The sequence below is a fragment of the Paraburkholderia atlantica genome, assembly GCF_009362785.1.
GTDB classification, from domain to species: Bacteria; Pseudomonadota; Gammaproteobacteria; order Burkholderiales; family Burkholderiaceae; genus Paraburkholderia; species Paraburkholderia atlantica.
In genome coordinates this window covers 294,065-313,568 of sequence record NZ_WHNQ01000003.1, presented here as the reverse complement: position 1 = coordinate 313,568, position 19,504 = coordinate 294,065, and the positions used below count along the sequence as shown (strand labels likewise).

Below are 19,504 nucleotides of genomic sequence, written 5' to 3'. Positions count from 1 at the left end.
CTGAAAAATTAGTTGGACTGGGGAAGCAGACTCTTCAACGGAATCGATTCGTCGGCGAGATCGGCCGCGCGGACCGGAATCTTCTCGGCAACGAACCGCTTGGCCAGCACGAATTCGGGCACCCGACTGACCGTATCGGCTGCGAGCATGACGCCGTCTTTCAGATAAAACGCGGAGAACGAGCGGGTATCGGGATTGCCGCGCAGGACGAACTCGTCGTAGCCATGGGACAAGCCGACCATCTTGAGCTTCAGATCGTATTGATCGGACCAGAACCACGGCACGCTGTTGTAGACGCGCTCCTTGCCACACAACGAGGCGGCCGCGGTGCGGGCCTGCTCCAGCGCGTTGGGCACCGACTCCAGACGCAGGCGGCGGCCGAGCGAAGGGTTGGGGTGGTTGGTGCAATCCCCGACCGCGAAAATATCCGGATCGGACGTGCGCGTGTATTCGTCGACCACGATGCCGTTGTCGACGGCAAGACCGGCCGCTTCCGCAAGTTCGGTGGCAGGTTCCAGTCCCACGCCGACGATGACGAGATCCGCGGCGACGCGTGTGCCGTCCGCGCAGCGCACGGCGGCAACGGCGTCGCTGGACGCGTCGCATTCGAACTCACTGACGATCGCGTTCGTGCGGATGTCGACGCCGGCCTCGCGGTGCACTTTCTCGTAGAACGTGGAAAGCTCGGGAGCCGTGACGCGCGCGAGGACGCGCGGCAATGCTTCGAGCACGGTGACGTGCAAGCCGAGCTTCACGGCTACCGCAGCCACCTCCAGTCCGACATATCCACCGCCGATGATCACGAGGCGCGAACCGGCATGAAACTGGTTCCGAATGCGCGCGACGTGATCGAGCGTGCGAAGGTAGTGAAAATTCTGCAGCTTCTCGATAGTTTCGATACCGGGCAACGCGAGGCGCCGCGCGCGCCCGCCGGTAGCCAGAACGAGTTTCGTATAGCCGATTTCGCTGCCGTTGGAGAGCGTGACCCGCTTCGCGTCACGGTCAATGCGTTGCGCGCGCACGTTCGGAATGAACTCGACACGCGCTTTGTCGTACGTCGACAGCGGCTTCAGGTAGAGCTGCTCGGCGGTCGATTCGCCCGACAGGAATGCCTTGGAGAGCGGCGGCCGTTGGTACGGCAAATGAGGTTCTTCTCCAACCATCACGATGCGCCCCGTCCATCCCTGTTCGCGGATCGCGGTCGCGCATTCTCCCGCCGCGTGACCCGCCCCGACGATCAGTGCGGTGTTCTCTGTGTCTCCAGCTGTCATGAGGCCAACTCCATCTCATACGGCCACAAGCTCGCTGCGGCCAGAGTAGTTTCGAATAGTGTTCTAAATTGTGAACGACCGTCGTTGCTACTGTCAATGCTCATGAACCCCGCTGAGCCGCAGTGGAGCTGACCATCGCCTCGATGCCGCCAACCGCGAAACGGATGAGGTAGGTGCGCATGCGCTCGATATGTGCCGTCGTGAGTGCCCGTGTTTTGGAACGCGCTTCCTGCGCGTAAAGCTCGTTGAGCACGAGATGAAACACGGACTCGACGAAATGCTGCACCAGTTCGACGATCTCCCGCGTGGCATGAGGAAGCGCCTTGGCGAAGGCATCACGGTAGCGCGCGGCCGCAGGCGCGTACTGGTCATAAAACGGCGCCGTGAGGTCGGGACGCTCCAGAAGGCAGCCGATCTGGGTCAGCAGGCGCAGGTAGTTTCGCCAGCCCGGATCGCCGCTCGTCAGATGCGCGAAAGCCGGTGCGGAAAGTGCGGTCACGATGGTCTCGACATCGGGACGCTTGCCTCGCAGCGCCGCGAGTTCGGCCTCGAGCGATTCGATGACCTGCCGGCTGATCACGGCCGCGCGACGGCCGATCGCCTGTTGAAACAACGCGTCTTTGCTGCCGAAGTGATAGCGCGCGAGGCTCAGCTCCATGCCACAGCTCTGCATGATGTCGCGAATCGACGTGCCGAAGTAGCCGTGCATGGCGAACAGCCGCTCGGCCGTATCGAGAATGCGCTCTGGCGTCGTGCTGCGCGCCGTTGCGCGCGGCTCATTGATGGCAGTCGCCGGGTTGCTGGCGGCGTGAGTGGTCCTGGACGGCATGGTTTCCCTTTCATGGCGGGCGCGAATCGGTCAGTGCGCGATCCCTTTCGGCGAATGATAAAACGATCTTGCACATTCGTGCAAAATGGAACATAGTTCAACTATCGGCACGTCGCTGCAACGCAGGAGTGCCTTCGAATGAACGATTAATGGAGACAGGAAAGATGGCCGGCGCGCTGCGACTCGAGGACTTCGACGATCCCAGGTTCAACCCTTTTTTCGAGGATTCGCTCGCCTATGGGGCCGATTCCAATCCGTATGCGCGCATTGCCGAGCTACGCGAGAAAGGCTCGGTGCAGGAAGGTGACTACCGCGTACTGATGGGCGAAGCGGCCGACCTGACGATGTCCGATGTCGCGCATTACTGTGTATTCGGATACGACGAGGTATCGCAGGTGCTGGGAGATCCGGTCACGTTCTCGAACAAGTCTTACGAGCGCAATATCGGCATCAGCTTCGGACGTAGCATCTCGACGATGGACGCACCCGAGCACCCGCGCTACCGCCGCATCTTCCAGAAGGCCTTTTTGCCGCATACGGTGGCGGCATGGGGCGATACGCTGGTCGATCCGGTCGTGAGCGAACTGATGTCGAAGTTCGTAGATCGCGGACATGCGGATCTCGTCAACGAGTTCACGCTTCACTATCCGTTCAATATCATCTATCGCCAATTGGCATTGCCGCCGGAAGACGTGAAAGTCTTCCACAAGCTGGCGATCGCACAGACGCTGGTTTCGATCGATGTCGCGCACGGTGTCGAGGCGTCGACGAAGCTGGGCGCTTATTTCGCTGGACTCATCGAGGAGCGCCGCAGCAATCCGGGCGACGATCTCGTCAGCTCGCTGGCCACCGCGGAAGTCGATGGCGAGTTGCTGCCGGACGAGGTCGTCATTTCGTTCCTGCGCCAATTGGTGAATGCGGGCGGCGACACCACTTATCGCGCAACCAGCGTGTTGCTGCTCGCGCTATTGCGCGACCCCGCGCAGCTCGAAGCGGTGCGCCAGGATCGCACGCTGGTCGCGCAGGCGATCGAAGAGGCTCTGCGCTGGGATGGCCCCGTGTTGATGCAATCGCGCATGGCGACGCGTGACGTCACGCTCGGCGGTGTAGAGATTCCGGCGGGCGCATTTCTCGACGTGTTGGCGGGCAGCGCCAATCGCGACCCCAGCCGCTTCCCCGATCCGGACAAGTTCGACATCTATCGAAAGCCTGCTCACCGGCACTTTGCATTCGCGTATGGCCCGCACGTATGCATCGGCCAGCACCTTGCGCGCGTGGAAATGACGCGCGCGCTCAACGCGATTCTCGATCGTCTGCCGAATCTTCGCCTCGATCCGGCCGCGGCAGCGCCACAGATCAGTGGAATCATGATGCGCGTTCCGCATTCGATTCCCGTCGTCTTCGGCTAACCAGAACAGCGCCAGCCTCGCGTGTCGTGGACGAGGCTGGCCGACTAGGCACGTGCCGCGGGCCAGCTCACGAGGTAGGTGGCGCTGGTCTGCACGCACGGACGGTGGAGAACGCATAGATGGTCGAGTTTGACTTTATCGTGATTGGCGCCGGTGCCGCAGGTTGCGTGCTGGCCAATCGTCTTTCGGAAAGCGGGCGCCATTCGGTGCTGCTGATCGAGGCCGGTCCGGAAGATCGCCATCCGTTGATCCGAATGCCTAAAGGCTTCGGAAAATTGTTGGGCGATCCAGCTCACGCCTGGTTCATTCCGGTGCAGCCCGACGACGGGAACGGGCACCGCAACGAGATCTGGCTGCGCGGCAAGATGCTCGGCGGCTCCAGCAGCATCAACGGCATGGTGTATATGCGAGGTCATCCCGAGGACTATGACGGATGGGCCGAGCTGGGTGTCGAGGGATGGAGCTGGCAGAACCTGGCGCCTTGCTTCCGGCGGATCGAGGATCACGCGCTCGGCGCCGATGAGCTACGCGGCGAGGGCGGACCGCTGAAAGTGTCGCAGTATGCGCAGCGCAATCGTATCGGCGACGCTGTGCTCGAAGCGTGCCGGTCGCTCGGCGTGAGGCGCGTCGAAGATATCAACAGGCTCGATCACGAGGGCGTGGCCTATCTGATCTATACGATCCGCAACGGCCGCCGCCAAAGCTCGGCCGAAGCTTTTCTGAAGCCTGCGAGGACGCGCAAGAATCTGACCGTCGTTACCGGCACGCAAGCCGCGCGAATCGTGTTCGACGGTACGCGCGCGGTCGGCGTCCAGTGCGAAAGCGCGGGGCAGCAGATCGTTTACCGTGCGCGCCGCGAGGTTGTGCTGTCGGCGGGCGCGATCGAGTCGCCGCGACTTTTGCAGCTTTCGGGTATTGGCGATCCAGTCCATCTGCAGTCGCTCGGCATTCCTGTCGTCGCGGCGAGTCCGGGTGTCGGACGGAACATGCGCGAGCACTATCTGTATATGGTGCAGGCTCGTCTTCAGCATTGGCGCGATTCGCAGAACCGGCAGTTCAGCGGGCTGCGTCTATGGCGCAATGCGATGCAATACTTTCTGTTCCGCCGTGGCGTGATGTCGCTCGGCTCGTACCAGGTGGGTGGCTTCGTCAAGACCGCGCCCGATGCGACGCGTCCCGACGTCCAATTGATGATGGCGCCGTACTCGATGGATTTCGGCGCGGCGGGTTACGCGTTCGAGTCGTTCCCGGGCATGCAGCTCTTCAGCTATCCGCTGCGTCCTCGCAGCGAGGGGCACGTCAGGCTCAAGTCGACGGACCCCCGCGTTCCACCCGAAGTCGTCGCGAACTATCTTGCCGATCCGTACGATCAGAAGATGGCCGTCAATGCGTTCCGGCTGATGCGCAACGTGCTGGCTGCCGAGCCGCTGAAGAGCCTGCTGGCAGGCGAGACGCGCCCTGGCCTCGCCGTCCAGACCGATGACGAGATTCTCGACCTCTACCGGCGCGAAGGCCAATCTGGCTATCACGCTTGCGGCACCTGCAAGATGGGCTCGGATGCGCTTGCCGTGCTCGATTCGCGGCTGCGCGTGCGCGGTGTCGAAGGTTTGCGGGTGATGGATCTGTCCGTCACACCCACGATGATTTCCGGCAACACCAATGGTCCGATGATGGCGATGGCATGGCGCGCGGCCGGGCTGATCCTGGAGGACGCGCGATGAGCCGCCTCGAAGACTATAGCGGGCGCTTTTCGAATATCGAATTCGAACGACGCGACGGTGTTTTGCAAGTCCGCCTGCATACGGATGGCGGCCCGCTGAAGTGGGGCGCACTCGATCGCAGCATTCACAGCCAGCTAGGCGAGGCGTTCTATCAGATCGCCCGCGACCTCGACAATCGCGTCGTCATCCTCACCGGAACCGGCGATTCGTTCTGCGACGCGATGAATTACGCCGAGTTGCCGGCGGAGCCTCTTTCGCAAGTCTGGCCGCGCTTGCAACGCGAGGGGCAAGACTTGCTGATGCAACTGCTCGACATTCCGGTTCCGGTTATCGGCGCGATCAACGGGCCTGCGCATATTCATGCCGAGCTGCTGGCGCTGTCCGACATCGTGCTCGCCTCCAGCCACGCGGAAATCTCGGATCAGGCGCACTTCATTCACGGCGTCGTGCCCGCCGACGGCGTGCAGATCGTCTGGCCGATGCTGATCGGCCACAACCGCGCCCGCCACTTTCTGCTCACCGGCGAGCGCATCACCGCGCAACGCGCGTGGGAGCTTGGTGTCGTCGGCGAAGTCGTCGCGCCCGACTGGTTGCTCGAACGCGCCTGGCAAATGGCGCGCGACCTCGCGGCGAAGCCGGTAGAAACGTTGCGATACACGCGCGCGGTCTTTACGCAGCCTTTCAAGCGTCGCATGGTCGACGAACTGGGCTATGGGCTCGCGCTCGAAGGGCTTGCCGGTATCGCCGCGCAGTCCGGTAGAACGTAGCCCGTCGACGCGACATGTTCACAAATGGGAGACACGATATGACATTGGCAGTGCAAGCATCAACGCAGCGCAGCGCGATCGTTCAGCAGGCGCTCGACCGCGCGACGAGGGAAGGCGGTGAGATCGGCGTGCAGGTGGCGGCTTATCTGAACGGCGAACTCGTGATCGACGCATGGAGCGGCGTGGCCGATCCGTCCACCGGCCGTCCTGTCGATGGCGACACGCTCTTCAATGTCTATTCGGTAACGAAGGCCGTTGCGGCAACCGCATTGCACATCCTGGCCGACCGCGGGCTGATCGAGTACGACGCGCCGGTGACGCGCTACTGGCCGGAGTACGGCGCGCACGGCAAGCAGAAAACGACGGTGCGCGACGTGCTGACTCATCGCGCATGCGTGCCGCAAATGCCCGAAGGCGTCACGCCGGAGCTGATGTGCGACTGGCAGTGGATGACCCGCGCGATCGCAAACCTGGAGCCGCTTGCCGAGCCGGGCACCAAGACGCTTTACCTGTCGATGACGTTCGGCTGGATCGTTGGCGAGCTGGTGCGACGCGCCGATCCGAAGAAGCGCTCGCTGGGCCGTTTCGTCCGGGAAGAGATTGCGATGCCGCTAGGCATCGAAGATCTATGGATTGGCATCCCTGACGAAGCCGAACCGCGCATCGCACGTCTCACCGATGCGATGGTGCCTGTTCCCGCGGAGTACCTGCCGCCGCTATTCCTGCGCTCGATGCCGCAACAGGTCGCATTGACGCCGCAAGTGTTCGAGCGCCCGGACGTGCGGCGCGCGGAAGTGGCGGGCGTTGGCGGGATCTTCAATGCGCGCAGCGAGGCGCGCTTCTGGGCGATGCTCGCATGTGGCGGCGAATTGGACGGCGTGAGGATACTGTCGAAGGAGCTCGTCGCCACGCTGAATACGCCACGGGCCAATAGCGAAGAGCCCGACCCGGTGATGTTCGGTTTTCCGCTTCCGATCACGATCGGTGGCTTCTGGTTCGGCGGCAACCATCCGCCGGTGACGGCGGCGCGTTCGCCGCGCGCGCTGTGCCATCCGGGGCAGGGCAATTCGATCGGCTGGGCGGACCCGGACACCGGGCTCGCCGTCGCGATCTGCCATAACAAGCTGTTCAATCCGACCACGCCGGAAGAAGACCCACTGCTTCCGATCGCTGCGGCGATTCGCAACGCGCTTGATCTGGAGTGACTGTCACGATGGTCATGGATATCGCTTATTTGCAGCAATGGACCGGGCGCACGGAGGAAGTGAAGGACCAGGTCACCCTCACGCCGATGACAGCGCTCGGCGCCGTACTGGACCGGGACGACCCGCCCGCGGCTGCTGGCGATGAGTTGCCGCCGTTGTGGCACTGGCTGTATTTTCTGCCGGTTCATCGTCAGTCGATGGTCGGGCTCGACGGTCATCCGAAGCGTGGCGGTTTCCTGCCACCGGTCGACTTGCCTCGCCGCATGTGGGCGGGCAGTCAACTCGAGTTTCTACGGCCGCTGATAGCGGGCAGCGCGATCACCCGGCTTTCTTCGATCGAGAGCGTCGCGCACAAGCAGGGGCGTACCGGCGATCTGGTGTTCGTCAAGGTCAAGCACGAGGTAGGCGACGCGAATGGCCTTGCGCTGGTCGAACGTCAGGATATCGTGTATCGCGATCATCCGGCGGCAAGCGAGAAGCCGGCTGCGTCACAGACCGCGCCTGCGGGCGCCCAATGGGCCCGCGAGATCAATCCCGATCCCGTGCTGCTGTTCCGCTATTCGGCACTGACGTTGAATGGTCATCGCATTCACTACGATCGGCCTTACGCTAGCGGCGAAGAGGGCTACGAGGGTCTCGTCGTGCACGGCCCGCTGCTCGCCACGCTACTCATGGACTCGCTGAGATCGGAACTGCCGGGCGCGCGCGTCGGAGCGTTTTCGTTCCGCGCAATCAAACCGGTGGTGGACACTTCACCTTTTTATGTTTGCGGCAAGCGAGACGAATCGGACCCGGGCAAAGTGAGCTTGTGGATCGCTGGTAGCGACGGGTCGTTGCGCATGGACGCCACGGCTGTTCTGAGCTGATCGCTGACTCCGGTCCGCCGGCGGGTTCGCCGTAGCCGGACCGGGCGCTGAATTGGAGACTTATGCGTTCGTTTCTTTTTGTGCCGGGAAGCAAGCCCGAAAGATTCGCCAAGGCGCTCGCGGCAGGTGCCGATGCGGTGATCGTGGACCTCGAGGACGCCGTTGCGGACGCGGACAAAGCGTCGGCGCGTGCCCATGTTGCCGATGCGGTACGAACATTTTCGGCCTCGCCAAGTTGCGTGCTGTTGCGCATCAATGGCGCTGGAACACCGTGGTTCGACGAGGACCTGTCACTTGCCGCGTTCGATGGGATCGATGGCGTGGTATTTCCCAAGGCGGAGAATCCGGCTGCGCTGACGGCCGTAGCGGCGGCAACCACGAAGCCGATCTGGCCGATCATCGAATCCGCCGCGGGCGTGTGGAATGCGTTGGAAGTGGCGCGCATGCCCGGCGTCGAGCGGCTGATCTTCGGCTCGGTCGACTTCGAGCTCGATCTTGATTGCGACGGCTCATGGGACGCGCTGCTGCACGCGCGTTCGCGGATCGTGCTGGCTTCGCGGGTTGCCGGAATTGAGAGCCCGGTTGATGGCGTCACCGTGGCGATCGACGACGAGCGGCAGCTCGCCGAGGACTCGTCGAAAGCGCGATCGCTGGGTTTTGGCGGCAAGCTGTGCATTCATCCGCGCCAGGTCAAAGCGGTCAACGCCGCTTTCAGCCCGAGCGCGGATCAGATTGCCAAGGCGCGGCGGATCGTCGAAGCGTATGAGCGGGCGGAAGGCGGGGCTGTGTCCGTCGATGGACGGATGGTGGACTTGCCGGTGTTGCTCAAGGCAAGACGTATCGTCAGCGCGGCCGAAAGGCTGCGCAATTCGGTAGAAGGGTAAGGAGTGCGGCGAAGTGACCGCTGCATCGCCCGCGCCGCCACTGCAAGATGTGGCGCGGGCGTGTTGCGATTCGGCTTACACCGGGTCCCACGGTGTGAGCGCCATGGAAGGCACGTTCGGGAAGAAGCTAGCTTCGAACGCCGGCATGACCTGCTCGGCAATTGCTTCGGGCGTCCAGCCGCCGTCGCGATGCAGCGAGCGGATCATGCGGATCTGGTTGAAGAAGTAGATCTCGTTGGCGCGCACGCCGAAGATCTGCCCCGACACCTTTGCGGCCCGGTCGGAAGCGAGGTAGACCGCGAGCGGCGCGATCTTGCGCGATTCCATGCGCTTGAGAACTTCGACGCGAGCCTTTTGCTCCGGCGTTTCCGAAGGGATCGAGGCGGTCATCGCCGTCCACGCCCACGGTGCGATGCAGTTCGAGCGCACGTTGAATTTGGCCATGTCGAGGGCAATCGACTTCGACAGACCGACGACACCCATCTTGGCGGCGGAGTAATTGGCCTGTCCGAGGTTGCCGATCAGACCCGACGTGGAGGTCATATGAACGAAGCTGCCGCTGTTTTGCGCCTTGAAATGCGGAGCCGCCGCACGTGCCACGAAAAACGACCCGTTCAGATGAACGTCGACGACGGCTTTCCACTCATCGAGGCTCATGTTGAAAAACATACGGTCACGCACGATGCCGGCGTTGTTGACCACACAGTCGATGCGGCCGAACGTGTCCAGCGCGGCCTGCACGATCTTCTGCGCGGAGTCCCATTCGGCCACGCTGTCCGTAGAAGCAACCGCTTGCCCGCCGGCCTCCTTGATTTCCGCGACGACCCGCTGTGCGGCGAATTCGCCGGTTTCGGCGTTGCGACCGAGGTCGTTGACGACGACCTTGGCGCCGTTCGCCGCGAATTGCAGCGCGAAATCGCGCCCGATTCCGGCACCCGCACCCGTTACCACTACCACCTTGTCCTTGACGAAATCGCTCACTCTTGTCTCCGTTCGATACAGGCGTTGATGTTGAAAAGCTCGCCCACGTATAATAACAAAAACTGAACGCCGTTGCAGAATATGAACGACATTGCTTTAGCGATGCGTGTGTAGCGATTCATCCATTCGAAGACGACAAAATGAAAGGAGACGCGCAATGAACGACATGAAAGGCTGGACCGTGCCGGACCATGTTCCGCGGGAACTCGTGGTCGATTTCGACTATATGAATCCGCCCGGCGCGGAAGACGACGTCCATCGGGCGTGGAAGACGCTGCATGCGGGTCCCGATATCGTCTGGTCGCCGTATTATGGCGGCCACTGGATCGCCACGCGTGGCGAAGACATCGAGGCGATGCAGAAGGACCATACCCGTTTTTCGCATCGCAGCGTCAATATCCCGCCACTCAATGAAACTCAGCTCGTGCCGCTCGAGCTCGACCCGCCCGAACATACCAAGTACCGCAACCTGGTCACGCCCGCTTTTCTGCCGCAAGCTATCGCGTCGCTGGAAAGCGACGTGCGCAGCCTCGCAATCGAGCTGATCGAAAAAATCGCGCCACGAGGCGAATGCGAGTTCGTGTCGGAATTCTCGAAGATCCTGCCGATCGTGATTTTCCTGAGGCTGGCCGACCTCCCGTTGAGCGATCGCGGACACTTGCTCGAATGGGCGGAATGGGCCGTGCGCGGCAACGTCGAGCAGCGCAACGAATCGCAGCACCGGCTGATCGGCTATATCTCCACCTGGGTGGAAAAGCGCAAGGCAGAGGCGGGCGGCGATCTCGTCAGCCTGATCGCGAACGCGCAGATCGACGGCAAACCGATCAGCCCTGAGCGGATGTTCGGCATGTTTATCGTCGTGCTGTTCGGCGGCCTCGATACGGTCGCATCGATGATGGGTTTCATCGCCCGTTTTCTCGCGGAGAACCCGGCTCACCGGCGCCAGCTCATCGACAATCCCGAACTGATGGTTTCGTCAGTCGATGAGATGATTCGTCGCTTTGGCGTGGCGAACACCGCGCGGCTCATCACGCAGGACATGGAATACAAGGGCATCCAGTTCAAGAAGGGTGACCAGATTCAATTGCCGAACTCGCTCTTTGGCCTCGACGACCGCAAGTTCAGCGATCCGCTCGCCGTCGACCTGACGCGCAAGCCGGTGCTTCACGCGGCGTTCGGCAACGGCCCGCATCGCTGCCCGGGGTCGTTCCTTGCGCGTACGGAGATCAAGGTTTTCCTGCAGGAGTGGCTCAAACGCATTCCCGATTTTCGTATTCGCGAGGGCGACAAGCCGCGATGCGGTTCGGGCTCCGTCAACGGCATGCTTTATCTGCCGCTCGTCTGGGACGTAGCACCCTGAAGTATCCCCACCCTCAACGACTCATCGACGATCATGAAAAAGTGGCAATGTATCTTTTGCGGTTTCTACTACGACGAAGCAGCGGGACTTCCGGCGGAGGGCATCGCGCCAGGCACTCGTTGGGAAGACATCCCGGATGACTGGGCATGCCCCGAATGCGGCGCGACCAAGTCCGACTTCGTGATGATCGAGGTCGAGGCCTGAGCGTTGGGACAAGCGCACGGCGTCGAGCCGTGCGCTTCATAGCCCCGGGTCAGGCGCGCTCGAATACGGCGGCAATACCCTGGCCGCCGCCGATGCACATGGTCTCGAGCGCATAGCGTCCCTTTCGGCGCGTCAGCTCGTGCAACAGCGTGGTCATGATCCGCACGCCCGTTGCGCCGATCGGGTGTCCGAGCGATATACCCGAGCCATTCACGTTGAGCCGGTCGATGTCATGCCAGTTCCAGCCTTTGAGGACTGCCAGTACCTGGCAGGCGAACGCTTCGTTCACCTCGACGAGATCCATCTGATCGAGCGTGAGACCGAGGCGCGTCATCAGCTTCTGCACTGCGGGCACGGGGCCGATGCCCATCCGTGACGGCTCGCAGCCCGCCGCGGCCCAACCGGTCAGCCATGCCATGGGTTCGAGTCCGAGCTCTTCGAGGCGGTCTTCCGCGACAACGAGGCATGCGGCGGCCGCATCGTTCTGCTGGCTCGAGTTACCTGCGGTGACCGTTCCGCCCGGCATCAACGCGCGAAGCTTGCCGAGGCTTTCCATACTGGCGTCCGCGCGGAATCCCTCGTCTTTGGAAAACAGCAGCGGCTCGCCCTTTTTCTGCGGAACGCTGACCGCAACGACCTCTTCGGCCATATGGCCCGACTGCCATGCCGCCGCGGCGCGCTGATGGCTGCGCAGCGCGAACTCGTCGGCGGCCTCGCGGCTGATGCCATAGTCGATGGCGAGATTTTCGGCGGTTTCGATCATGCCGGAGATATAGCCGAAGCGTGATTCCGGCTGCGAGCGCTCGCGGCCGCGCGCGAGGCGGTCGTGAAACTGCACGGAGCCCGCGCGCGCGCCCCAGCGCATGTCCGTGCTGTAGTACTCGATGTTGCTCATGCTTTCCACGCCGCCAGCCAACACGACGTCCGCGGCGCCGGTCTGCACCATCATCGCGGCGGTGGCGAGCGCCTGCAGGCCGCCGCCGCAGCGGCGGTCCAGCTGCATGCCCGGCACTGCGACGGGCAGGCCCGCCTGCAACGCGACCCAGCGGCCCACACATGGCGTTTCGCTGTTCGCATACGATTGTGCGAAGACGACGTCGTCGATGCGGGCAGGATCGAGCCCTGCACGCCGGATCGTTTCGTTCGCGACGAGTGCACCGAGCTCTTCGACGCTAACGCCGCGCAGGCTACCGCCAAAAGTGCCCACGGGCGTTCGTACAGGGGAGACAATTGCCGCGCGTTTCATGGGACGTTTCCTTGCAAGGTTTGAAGTTGCGGATGCGGGTGCGCTTGCGATCAGGCAGCGAGCGTCGCGCTTCCGGTGCGATGAAGGGGCAGGGCGCTCGCCATCTGATCGAGCGCGCCGCGATGATCCGGATGGGCGATCGCCAGCATGCGTTCGCGCCGTTGCCGCAGCGTCAGTCCGCGCAGATCGGCCACGCCGTATTCGGTCACCACGATGGCGGCGTCGCTGCGTGGCGTGCTGACCGGTCCGTTCAACGACGCGACGATGCGCGTGGCGCCTTTGCCCGCTGTGGACGGCAGTGCGATGACTGGAACGCCGCCACGCGAGCGCCGCGCGCCGCGCAGGAAATCCAGTGCGCCGCCCACCGCGCCCACATACACGCCACCGGCAACTTCGGCGTTGATCTGGCCGCTCAGGTCGACTTCAACAGCCGAGTTGATGGCGACGAAGCGCTCGATGCTTGCGAGCACGTTCGCGTCGTGCGTGTAGCGGGTCGACCGGAACTCGATGGCGTCGTTGCGATGCGCGAACTCGTGAATGCGACGGCCGCCCATCATCACGCCGGCAATCGTCTTGCCCGCGTCGATGGTCTTGCGCGCATTGTTGATCACGCCGATTTCCATCAGATCGGCGACCTTGTCCCCGATCGTGCCGGAATGAATGCCGAGGTCGCGCCGATCGCCGAGGCAAGCGAGGATCGCTTCGGGAATCGCGCCGAGGCCGAGTTGGATCGTGGCGCCGTCGTCGATTAAAGCGGCCGTGTGTTGTGCAATCGCCAGGTCCGTCGCGCTGGCCGGGCTCGGCGAACTCTCGGGCAGAGCGCGTGACGTCGGGAGAATGAAGTCGATCTCGTCGTCGCGAAGACATCGTTCGCCGTAAGTCCACGGTGCCTGTTCGTTGACCTCCGCAACGATGATGCGCGCGCGCTCGAGCGCGGGGATCAGATACTCATGCGCGACCGACAGGCTATAGCGGCCTTGCGAATCGGGTGGCGCCAATTGCAGCAGCAGGACGTCGATCGCAAGCTGACCGGACTCCATCATCTCCGGGAACTGCGAATAGTGGCACGGAAGGATATCGAGCGCGCCGGCCTTGGCCAGTGCGCGGTTGGAGCCGCTGCCGCAGTAGGAAACGAAATCGATGCAGTCGGCGTGCTCGGGGCGACACGTGTCGTAGCTGCTGGCGCCGAGAAAGACCCGGAACGCGCCGATACCGTGCCGTTGCTCGAGCAGCTTTCGGGTGAGCGGAAGCGGCTCTGCGTTCGATTGGCCCCATGCGACGGTATCGCCGGGACGGATGATGGACGCAAAGTCGATGGCGTCGGCCTCTAGCAGGAAGGGCATGATGTTGTTCGCCTCAAATGGCGGCTTGCGCAATAGCGTGGGCGTCGCTGTGCTGCCCTCGCACGGCGCCCGAAGCGACGAGTTCCGCAATCCGGTCTTCGCTGTAGCCAATGCCGCGTAGCACGAGCTCCGCGTGTTCGCCCAGTCCAGGAACCGCGAGCAGCGGCGACGCGGGCTCCATGCGGAAGTGAATCGGGCTCGCGAGGTGGGCGCGTCCGGACGGATCGGTCTGGATCATGCTTCGCTGGTGAGCGTGCGGATGGTTCAGCGCTTCGGAGGCCGAGAGCACCGGCGCGACGCTGATGTTTCGGTCTTTGAACCAATCGAGCCATTCATCGAGCGTGCGCGTCAGGAATGTTTGCGTCAGGAATGCTCGAACGCGTAGCTGGCCTTCACCGGCCGGCCCGGTCGCGTCGGCGACAAGATCGGGCCGGCCGAGCGGCGTAAGGAGGTTGCTGGCAAAGCTGTATTCCCGGCCGCCGAGGCAGAGCCATTTCGAATCGGCGGTCTCATAGGTGCTGAGCATCGCGAGTCCGCTATCGCTCTCGGTCGCTTCCGCGGATGGCCCGGCCGGCATGTTGAGCAAACGGCCGCTCAGGTACGGCTGCGCCGTGAGCGCCGCATCGAACAGCGACACGTCGATGTAGTCGCCGTGCCCCGTTTCCCTGGCGCGCAGCAGCGCCATCAACACAGCGGACAATGCGGTCAGCGAACCGGCCAGCGCGGCGAGCGATGGTCCCGTGGCAATTGGCGTTCCCCGGTCATCGCGCGGCAGCGTACCTGCAAACGATTGAACCACCGGATCGTGTGCGGGCAATTGACTGAGCGGGCCGCTCTGGCCGAATGCGGTAATCGCGCAATAAACGACCTTCGGGTTGGTTCGCCTTACCGTGTCGTAGTCGATGCCAAGGCGGGCAGCCACGCCCGGCCTCGACGATTCGATGACGACGTCGGCCTCGTTCATCAGCTTGAGCGCGACCTCGCGTCCGTCCGGATGCTTCAGGTCGAGCGCGATGCTGCGCTTGCCGCGGTTGATCGCCGCGAAGAAAGCGCCGTCCGTGCCGGCTGCGCCGCGTGTCGGGTCGCCGGTGACCGGTTCGATCTTGATGACTTGCGCGCCGTGATCGGCGAGATTGGCAGCGAGGAACGGACCCGGCATGAACTGCGACAGGTCCACGACGCGAAGGCCGGTCAGTTTCATGCCAGAGCAGCGCTGAAGCCGAGCTGGCGTTGCGCAATCGCGGCGGCTTCCTTCACGATGCGGCTGATCAATTCCGCGCAGGTCGGCAGGTCGTGAATGAGGCCGGTTACGATACCGGCGGGGAAGGCGCCGCCTTCGACTTCTCCCGTAGCGAACGCATCCATCCAACGCTGTGCTCCGGTCAGTGCGTAAAGGTCCGAGTGCGTCACGTTTTTGCTGCGCTCAAGTTCGAGCGCGGCGAGGCTCACGCTATTCTTGACCACGCGGCTCGGGTCCCCGATCGAGCGGCCCAACAGGACGGTATCGCGCTCGGTCGCTTCCAGCAGACGTTGCTTGATCGCTGGGTGGACCGGCGATTCTTGCGTGAGCATGAAACGCGTACCCATGTTGATGCCATCCGCGCCGAGCGCGAGAGCCGCCATCAGGCCGCGCCCGTCTGCGAAGCCCCCGGACGCGAGAATCGGCACCTTGAGCTTTTCGGCTGCGGCTGGAATCAGGATCAGTCCGGGGATATCGTCCTCGCCAGGGTGCCCCGCGCATTCGAACCCGTTGATGCTGACGACGTCTGCGCCCAGCGATTCCGCCTTCACCGCGTGGCGAACTGTGACGCACTTATGCACGACTTTGACGCCATGTGCCTTGAACTCGGCGATGTATTTCGCGGGGTTGCTGCCAGCCGTTTCAACGACCTGGACGCCCTGGGACACGATCGTGCGAACATACCCGTCATAGTCGAGGCCGGCATTCGCGCCGAGAACGGTCAGGTTGACACCAAAGGGCTTGTCCGTGAGCGACCGCACCTTGTCGATTTCGCGCGCGAGTGCATCGGCGCTTGCATGGGTGTGCGCGGAGATGAACCCGAGGCCTCCCGCGTTGCCCACGGCCGCCGCCAGTTCGGCTCGCGCGACCCAGCGCATGCCGCCCTGAATGATGGGATATTGAATGCCGAGTAATTCAGAAATGCGGTTCACATACGGTTTCATCGCGCGCCTGTAATGTGGATAGGAAGTTTGGGTGCCGGGAAAATGCGCCTGACGCGCGTGACCTGGCGTGCTCGGTTAGCCACGATGTGCGTGGCGTTCCTGGCGATTCAACAATCGCGAAACTGGGGTTTGCGCTTTTCGGCGAAGGCCGCCATGCCTTCTTTTCGATCTGCGGTGGCGAAGGTCGAATACGCCATGCGCCGCTCGAACAGGATGCCTTCCGCGAGGCTGGATTCGTAGGCGCGGTTCACACATTCCTTCGCCATCGCCACGACGGGTTGCGAATATCGCGCGATCTCATCGGCCGTTTTCAGTGCTTCTTCGACCAGCGTGTCGACCGGCAGGATGCGGCTCACGAGACCGCATCGTTCGGCCTCGACGGCGTCCATCTTGCGGCCGGTCAGGATCATCTCCATCGCCTTCGATTTGCCGAGCACGCGCGTGAGGCGCTGGGTGCCGCCGGCGCCGGGAATGGTTGCGAGCGTGATCTCGGGCAGGGCGAAGCGGGCGTTGTCGGCGGCGAGAATGAAGTCGCACATCATGGCCAGTTCGCAGCCTCCGCCCAACGCAAGACCCGCGACTGCGGCGATGACCGGCTTGCGGCAACGCGAGGTGCGTTCCCAGTTCGACGTGATGAACTGATTCTTGTAGACGTCCATGTACGTCCATTCGTTCATCATCTTGATGTCGGCTCCGGCGGCGAACGCCTTTTCGCTGCCAGTCAGCACGATCGCGCCGATGGCGGGATCGGCTTCAAAGTCGTCGAGTGCTGCCGTCAGCTCGTCCATCAGCTGGTTGTTCAGCGCGTTGTAGGCTTGCGGACGGTTCAGCCTGATCAAGCCGGCTTTTCCGTGCGTTTCGACGATGATCGTCTCGTAGGCCATGGTTCTTCCTTGAGGGAATGAGGGGCAACGCTCAAGCCCGCATCCGGGCCTGCTCGCCCGTGGTTCGTGGGCTGCGGCGCGCCGTTCCGGGTTGCGTCGAAGCGTACCGCACGTTGCCAATTATTTGAACGACGTTTATGATTCTGAATGTGAGGCCCGGCTTTGTCAATTGAGCGCGAGGTCAGATTCACTAACGGAAAAACACCGCGAGGAGACACTGGATGACCACTCGTCACGAGGACGGACAGATTCGCGTTGAGCAGCGCGGGAACCTGCTTTTGATGGGGATCGACCGGCCGGAAAAGCGCAACGGATTTACCCCGAAGATGTTCAGGGAACTGGCCATGGCTTACACGCAGCTCGAAAAGAGCAGCGATATCTTTTGCGGGCTGGTCTACGCCGAAGGGGATCACTTTACGGCAGGGCTCGATATGCCGAAGATCGCGCCGCTGCGCCGGGAAGGGAAACCCCTGCTTCCTGAAGGCGAGGTCGATCCGTTCAATCTGCGTGCGCCGCTGCGCACCAAGCCGGTCGTCATTGCCCTCAAGGGAATCTGTTTCACGGTCGCGGTCGAATTGATGCTCGCATCGGAAGTGGCTGTGGCGGCCGATAACTGCCGTCTCTCCCAGCTTGAAGTCAAGCGGGGGATCATGGCAGGTTGTGGTGCGACGTTCCGCATGGTCCAGCGTGCCGGCTGGGGCAACGCGATGAAGGTACTACTTACTGGCGACGAATTCACCGCGGAAGAGGCGCGGCACATGAACTTCGTACAGGATGTCGTGCCCGCGGGGCAGGAGTTCGACCGGGCGCTCGCGATCGCAGAGCGAATTGCGGCGCAGGCACCGCTAGCCGTGCAGGCCACGATGCAGAACGCGCGCGTTTCGCTGGGACAAGGCTGGCAGGATGCTTACGCGACTATTCAGTCGACCCAGCAGTTTCTCTACAACACTGAAGATGCCAGGGAAGGTGTTCAGTCCTTCATCGAAAAACGTGCGGCGAAGTTCGTCGGCCGCTGATGCATGGCTTCCGGCGCAGCCGGTGTGAATTCAAGGGGACAGTTTGTTATGACAAAAGGCGCGTTGGCGGGTGTGCGCGTACTCGACCTGAGTCGTATTCTCGCGGGGCCGTGGGGGGCTCAAATGCTGGCGGATCTCGGCGCCGAGGTCATCAAGGTCGAGCGTCCGGGAAAGGGCGACGATTCGCGGCAATTCGGCCCACCGTTCCTGCTGGATCGGGAGGGCAACGTCACGCGCGAGTCGACGTTTTTTATCAGCGCGAACCGCGGCAAGAAGTCGATCACGTGCGATATCTCCACGCCCGAAGGCCAGGCGCTGATCCGCTCGCTGGCAGCACAATGCGACGTGTTGCTCGAGAACTACAAGGTGGGCGACCTCAAGCGTTACGGGCTCGACTACGAAAGCCTCAAGGTGGTCAATCCGCGCCTGATCTACTGTTCGATCACCGGGTTCGGCCAAACCGGGCCGTATAGCCCACGGCCGGGCTATGACTCGATTTTCCAGGCGATGGGCGGCCTGATGAGCGTTACCGGAAACGGTGACGACGTGCCGGGCGGCGGTCCTATGAAAACCGGGCCCAGTCTTGCGGACATCCTCTGTGGTCAGTACGCCGCTTCGGCGATCATCGCGGCGCTCTATCATCGCGACGCTGCGCACGGCGGTACTGGCGAAGGGCAGTACATCGACCTCGCATTGCTGGACGCGATGATTGCTGCCACATCGCACTATGCAAGCCAGTACCTCGTTTCTGGCCAGATTCCGATCCGGCGCGGTACCGAGGGCAATGGTGGCATGCCGTCCCGCATGTTCCGTTGCGCCGATCGCGACATCATGATCGTAGCGGGCAACAACGAGCAATACGCACGGATGTGCAATGTTCTCGGGCACCCCGAGCTTGCTACTGATCCGCGATTCAGCGAGATCGCTCTGCGCGTGAAGAATCGTCGTGCGCTTGGCGAAGTGTTCGAGCCGCTGATCGTCGAATGGCAGAGCGATGAACTGCTCGCGGCACTCGACGCCGCCGGCGTGCCGGCCGGACCGATCAACAATCTGGAACAGGTGTTCGCAGATCCGCATGTGCAGGCACGCGCGATGTGCGTGGAAGTCGCGCACCCGCTCACAGATAAGGCAGTTCGTATGGTGGCCAATCCGGTCAAGATGTCCGGCACGCCTATCGATTCGTATGGCGCGCCGCCGACGCTCGGCCAACATACGGACGATGTGCTGCGTGACGTGCTCGGTATGTCGCAGTCCGATATCGATGCTCTGCGCGAAAAGAAAGTTCTATAGAACGCGGAAAAGCCTGCGAAGCGCATTCTCCCAGGGTGCGCTTT

At 62.8% G+C, this 19,504-nt stretch carries 18 protein-coding genes; 10 read left to right on the top strand and 8 right to left on the bottom strand.

Annotated features, from left to right (window positions below; genetic code table 11):
- Positions 1-8: 8 nt before the first annotated feature.
- Together GCT19_RS05965 and GCT19_RS05960 are read right to left on the bottom strand one after the other, a co-directional pair.
- Positions 9-1,271 carry an NAD(P)/FAD-dependent oxidoreductase gene (locus GCT19_RS05965; RefSeq protein ID WP_152851309.1) on the bottom strand — a complete coding sequence of 421 codons (1,263 nt, stop codon included), beginning with the start codon at positions 1,269-1,271 and terminating at the stop codon, positions 9-11.
- 100 nt (positions 1,272-1,371) lie between these two features.
- Positions 1,372-2,100, bottom strand: coding sequence for a TetR/AcrR family transcriptional regulator (locus GCT19_RS05960; RefSeq protein WP_018436099.1), 729 nt, complete (start codon positions 2,098-2,100; stop codon positions 1,372-1,374).
- Positions 2,101-2,264: 164 nt separating this feature from the next.
- Between GCT19_RS05960 and GCT19_RS05955 the strand changes: the two genes are divergently transcribed.
- The 6 genes from GCT19_RS05955 (at position 2,265) to GCT19_RS05930 (ending at position 8,952) form a co-directional block, all read left to right on the top strand.
- Entirely contained in the window at positions 2,265-3,509 is a 1,245-nt protein-coding gene (locus GCT19_RS05955; protein ID WP_152851410.1) for a cytochrome P450, read from the top strand.
- A gap of 119 nt (positions 3,510-3,628) precedes the next feature.
- Complete coding sequence (locus GCT19_RS05950) at positions 3,629-5,230, top strand: GMC family oxidoreductase (protein ID WP_152851308.1); 1,602 nt, start codon at positions 3,629-3,631, stop codon at positions 5,228-5,230.
- Positions 5,227-5,997 (top strand): enoyl-CoA hydratase/isomerase family protein, encoded by a 771-nt coding sequence (locus GCT19_RS05945; RefSeq protein WP_152851307.1) that lies wholly within the window; start codon positions 5,227-5,229, stop codon positions 5,995-5,997. The genes GCT19_RS05950 and GCT19_RS05945 overlap by 4 nt, the downstream gene beginning before the upstream one ends.
- Before the next feature lie 50 nt (positions 5,998-6,047).
- Positions 6,048-7,202: a serine hydrolase domain-containing protein gene (locus GCT19_RS05940; protein ID WP_311548460.1), complete on the top strand. Its 1,155-nt coding sequence runs from the start codon at positions 6,048-6,050 to the stop codon at positions 7,200-7,202.
- A gap of 8 nt (positions 7,203-7,210) precedes the next feature.
- A complete protein-coding gene (locus GCT19_RS05935; RefSeq protein WP_026228815.1) occupies positions 7,211-8,068 on the top strand; it encodes an FAS1-like dehydratase domain-containing protein in 858 nt (285 codons plus the stop codon).
- Positions 8,069-8,130: 62 nt separating this feature from the next.
- Positions 8,131-8,952 (top strand): HpcH/HpaI aldolase/citrate lyase family protein, encoded by an 822-nt coding sequence (locus GCT19_RS05930; protein WP_152851305.1) that lies wholly within the window; start codon positions 8,131-8,133, stop codon positions 8,950-8,952.
- A 75-nt stretch (positions 8,953-9,027) separates the two neighbouring features.
- Here the strand turns inward: GCT19_RS05930 and GCT19_RS05925 are convergent, their stop codons facing one another.
- Entirely contained in the window at positions 9,028-9,933 is a 906-nt protein-coding gene (locus tag GCT19_RS05925) for an SDR family NAD(P)-dependent oxidoreductase (RefSeq protein ID WP_321576762.1), read from the bottom strand.
- 157 nt (positions 9,934-10,090) lie between these two features.
- Between GCT19_RS05925 and GCT19_RS05920 the strand changes: the two genes are divergently transcribed.
- Positions 10,091-11,293 (top strand): cytochrome P450, encoded by a 1,203-nt coding sequence (locus GCT19_RS05920; RefSeq protein WP_152851303.1) that lies wholly within the window; start codon positions 10,091-10,093, stop codon positions 11,291-11,293.
- 33 nt (positions 11,294-11,326) lie between these two features.
- Positions 11,327-11,497, top strand: coding sequence for a rubredoxin (locus GCT19_RS05915; protein ID WP_152851302.1), 171 nt, complete (start codon positions 11,327-11,329; stop codon positions 11,495-11,497).
- Between the two features lie 49 nt (positions 11,498-11,546).
- On the opposite strand, the gene GCT19_RS05910 is transcribed toward GCT19_RS05915, so the two are convergent.
- From GCT19_RS05910 to GCT19_RS05890, 5 genes are all read right to left on the bottom strand, one after another.
- Complete coding sequence (locus GCT19_RS05910; protein WP_026228816.1) at positions 11,547-12,743, bottom strand: acetyl-CoA C-acetyltransferase; 1,197 nt, start codon at positions 12,741-12,743, stop codon at positions 11,547-11,549.
- A 50-nt stretch (positions 12,744-12,793) separates the two neighbouring features.
- Positions 12,794-14,086 (bottom strand): acetyl-CoA hydrolase/transferase family protein, encoded by a 1,293-nt coding sequence (locus GCT19_RS05905; protein ID WP_152851301.1) that lies wholly within the window; start codon positions 14,084-14,086, stop codon positions 12,794-12,796.
- 13 nt (positions 14,087-14,099) lie between these two features.
- Complete coding sequence (locus GCT19_RS05900) at positions 14,100-15,287, bottom strand: CaiB/BaiF CoA transferase family protein (RefSeq protein ID WP_152851300.1); 1,188 nt, start codon at positions 15,285-15,287, stop codon at positions 14,100-14,102.
- Complete coding sequence (locus GCT19_RS05895) at positions 15,284-16,270, bottom strand: NAD(P)H-dependent flavin oxidoreductase (RefSeq protein WP_018436113.1); 987 nt, start codon at positions 16,268-16,270, stop codon at positions 15,284-15,286. Before GCT19_RS05895 ends, GCT19_RS05900 begins: the two co-directional genes overlap by 4 nt.
- 107 nt (positions 16,271-16,377) lie before the next feature.
- Entirely contained in the window at positions 16,378-17,154 is a 777-nt protein-coding gene (locus GCT19_RS05890; RefSeq protein ID WP_152851299.1) for an enoyl-CoA hydratase, read from the bottom strand.
- Positions 17,155-17,375: 221 nt separating this feature from the next.
- Between GCT19_RS05890 and GCT19_RS05885 the strand changes: the two genes are divergently transcribed.
- Positions 17,376-18,170, top strand: coding sequence for a crotonase/enoyl-CoA hydratase family protein (locus GCT19_RS05885; RefSeq protein WP_152851298.1), 795 nt, complete (start codon positions 17,376-17,378; stop codon positions 18,168-18,170).
- Between the two features lie 48 nt (positions 18,171-18,218).
- On the top strand, positions 18,219-19,460 hold the full coding sequence (locus GCT19_RS05880; protein WP_152851297.1) for a CaiB/BaiF CoA transferase family protein: 1,242 nt from the start codon (positions 18,219-18,221) through the stop codon (positions 19,458-19,460).
- Positions 19,461-19,504: the final 44 nt, after the last annotated feature.

Bases quoted from the DNA above. Each gene is read 5' to 3' on its own strand.
- GCT19_RS05965 (WP_152851309.1), bottom strand. From the start codon at position 1,271: ATGACAGCTGGAGACACAGAGAACACCGCACTGATCGTCGGGGCGGGT.
- GCT19_RS05935 (WP_026228815.1), top strand. From the start codon at position 7,211: ATGGTCATGGATATCGCTTATTTGCAGCAATGGACCGGGCGCACGGAG.
- GCT19_RS05905 (WP_152851301.1), bottom strand. From the start codon at position 14,086: ATGCCCTTCCTGCTAGAGGCCGACGCCATCGACTTTGCGTCCATCATC.
- GCT19_RS05900 (WP_152851300.1), bottom strand. From the start codon at position 15,287: ATGAAACTGACCGGCCTTCGCGTCGTGGACCTGTCGCAGTTCATGCCG.
- GCT19_RS05885 (WP_152851298.1), top strand. From the start codon at position 17,376: ATGACCACTCGTCACGAGGACGGACAGATTCGCGTTGAGCAGCGCGGG.
- GCT19_RS05890 (WP_152851299.1), bottom strand. From the start codon at position 17,154: ATGGCCTACGAGACGATCATCGTCGAAACGCACGGAAAAGCCGGCTTG.
- GCT19_RS05895 (WP_018436113.1), bottom strand. From the start codon at position 16,270: ATGAAACCGTATGTGAACCGCATTTCTGAATTACTCGGCATTCAATAT.
- GCT19_RS05880 (WP_152851297.1), top strand. From the start codon at position 18,219: ATGACAAAAGGCGCGTTGGCGGGTGTGCGCGTACTCGACCTGAGTCGT.
- GCT19_RS05910 (WP_026228816.1), bottom strand. From the start codon at position 12,743: ATGAAACGCGCGGCAATTGTCTCCCCTGTACGAACGCCCGTGGGCACT.
- GCT19_RS05960 (WP_018436099.1), bottom strand. From the start codon at position 2,100: ATGCCGTCCAGGACCACTCACGCCGCCAGCAACCCGGCGACTGCCATC.
- GCT19_RS05955 (WP_152851410.1), top strand. From the start codon at position 2,265: ATGGCCGGCGCGCTGCGACTCGAGGACTTCGACGATCCCAGGTTCAAC.
- GCT19_RS05930 (WP_152851305.1), top strand. From the start codon at position 8,131: ATGCGTTCGTTTCTTTTTGTGCCGGGAAGCAAGCCCGAAAGATTCGCC.
- GCT19_RS05915 (WP_152851302.1), top strand. From the start codon at position 11,327: ATGAAAAAGTGGCAATGTATCTTTTGCGGTTTCTACTACGACGAAGCA.
- GCT19_RS05950 (WP_152851308.1), top strand. From the start codon at position 3,629: ATGGTCGAGTTTGACTTTATCGTGATTGGCGCCGGTGCCGCAGGTTGC.
- GCT19_RS05920 (WP_152851303.1), top strand. From the start codon at position 10,091: ATGAACGACATGAAAGGCTGGACCGTGCCGGACCATGTTCCGCGGGAA.
- GCT19_RS05945 (WP_152851307.1), top strand. From the start codon at position 5,227: ATGAGCCGCCTCGAAGACTATAGCGGGCGCTTTTCGAATATCGAATTC.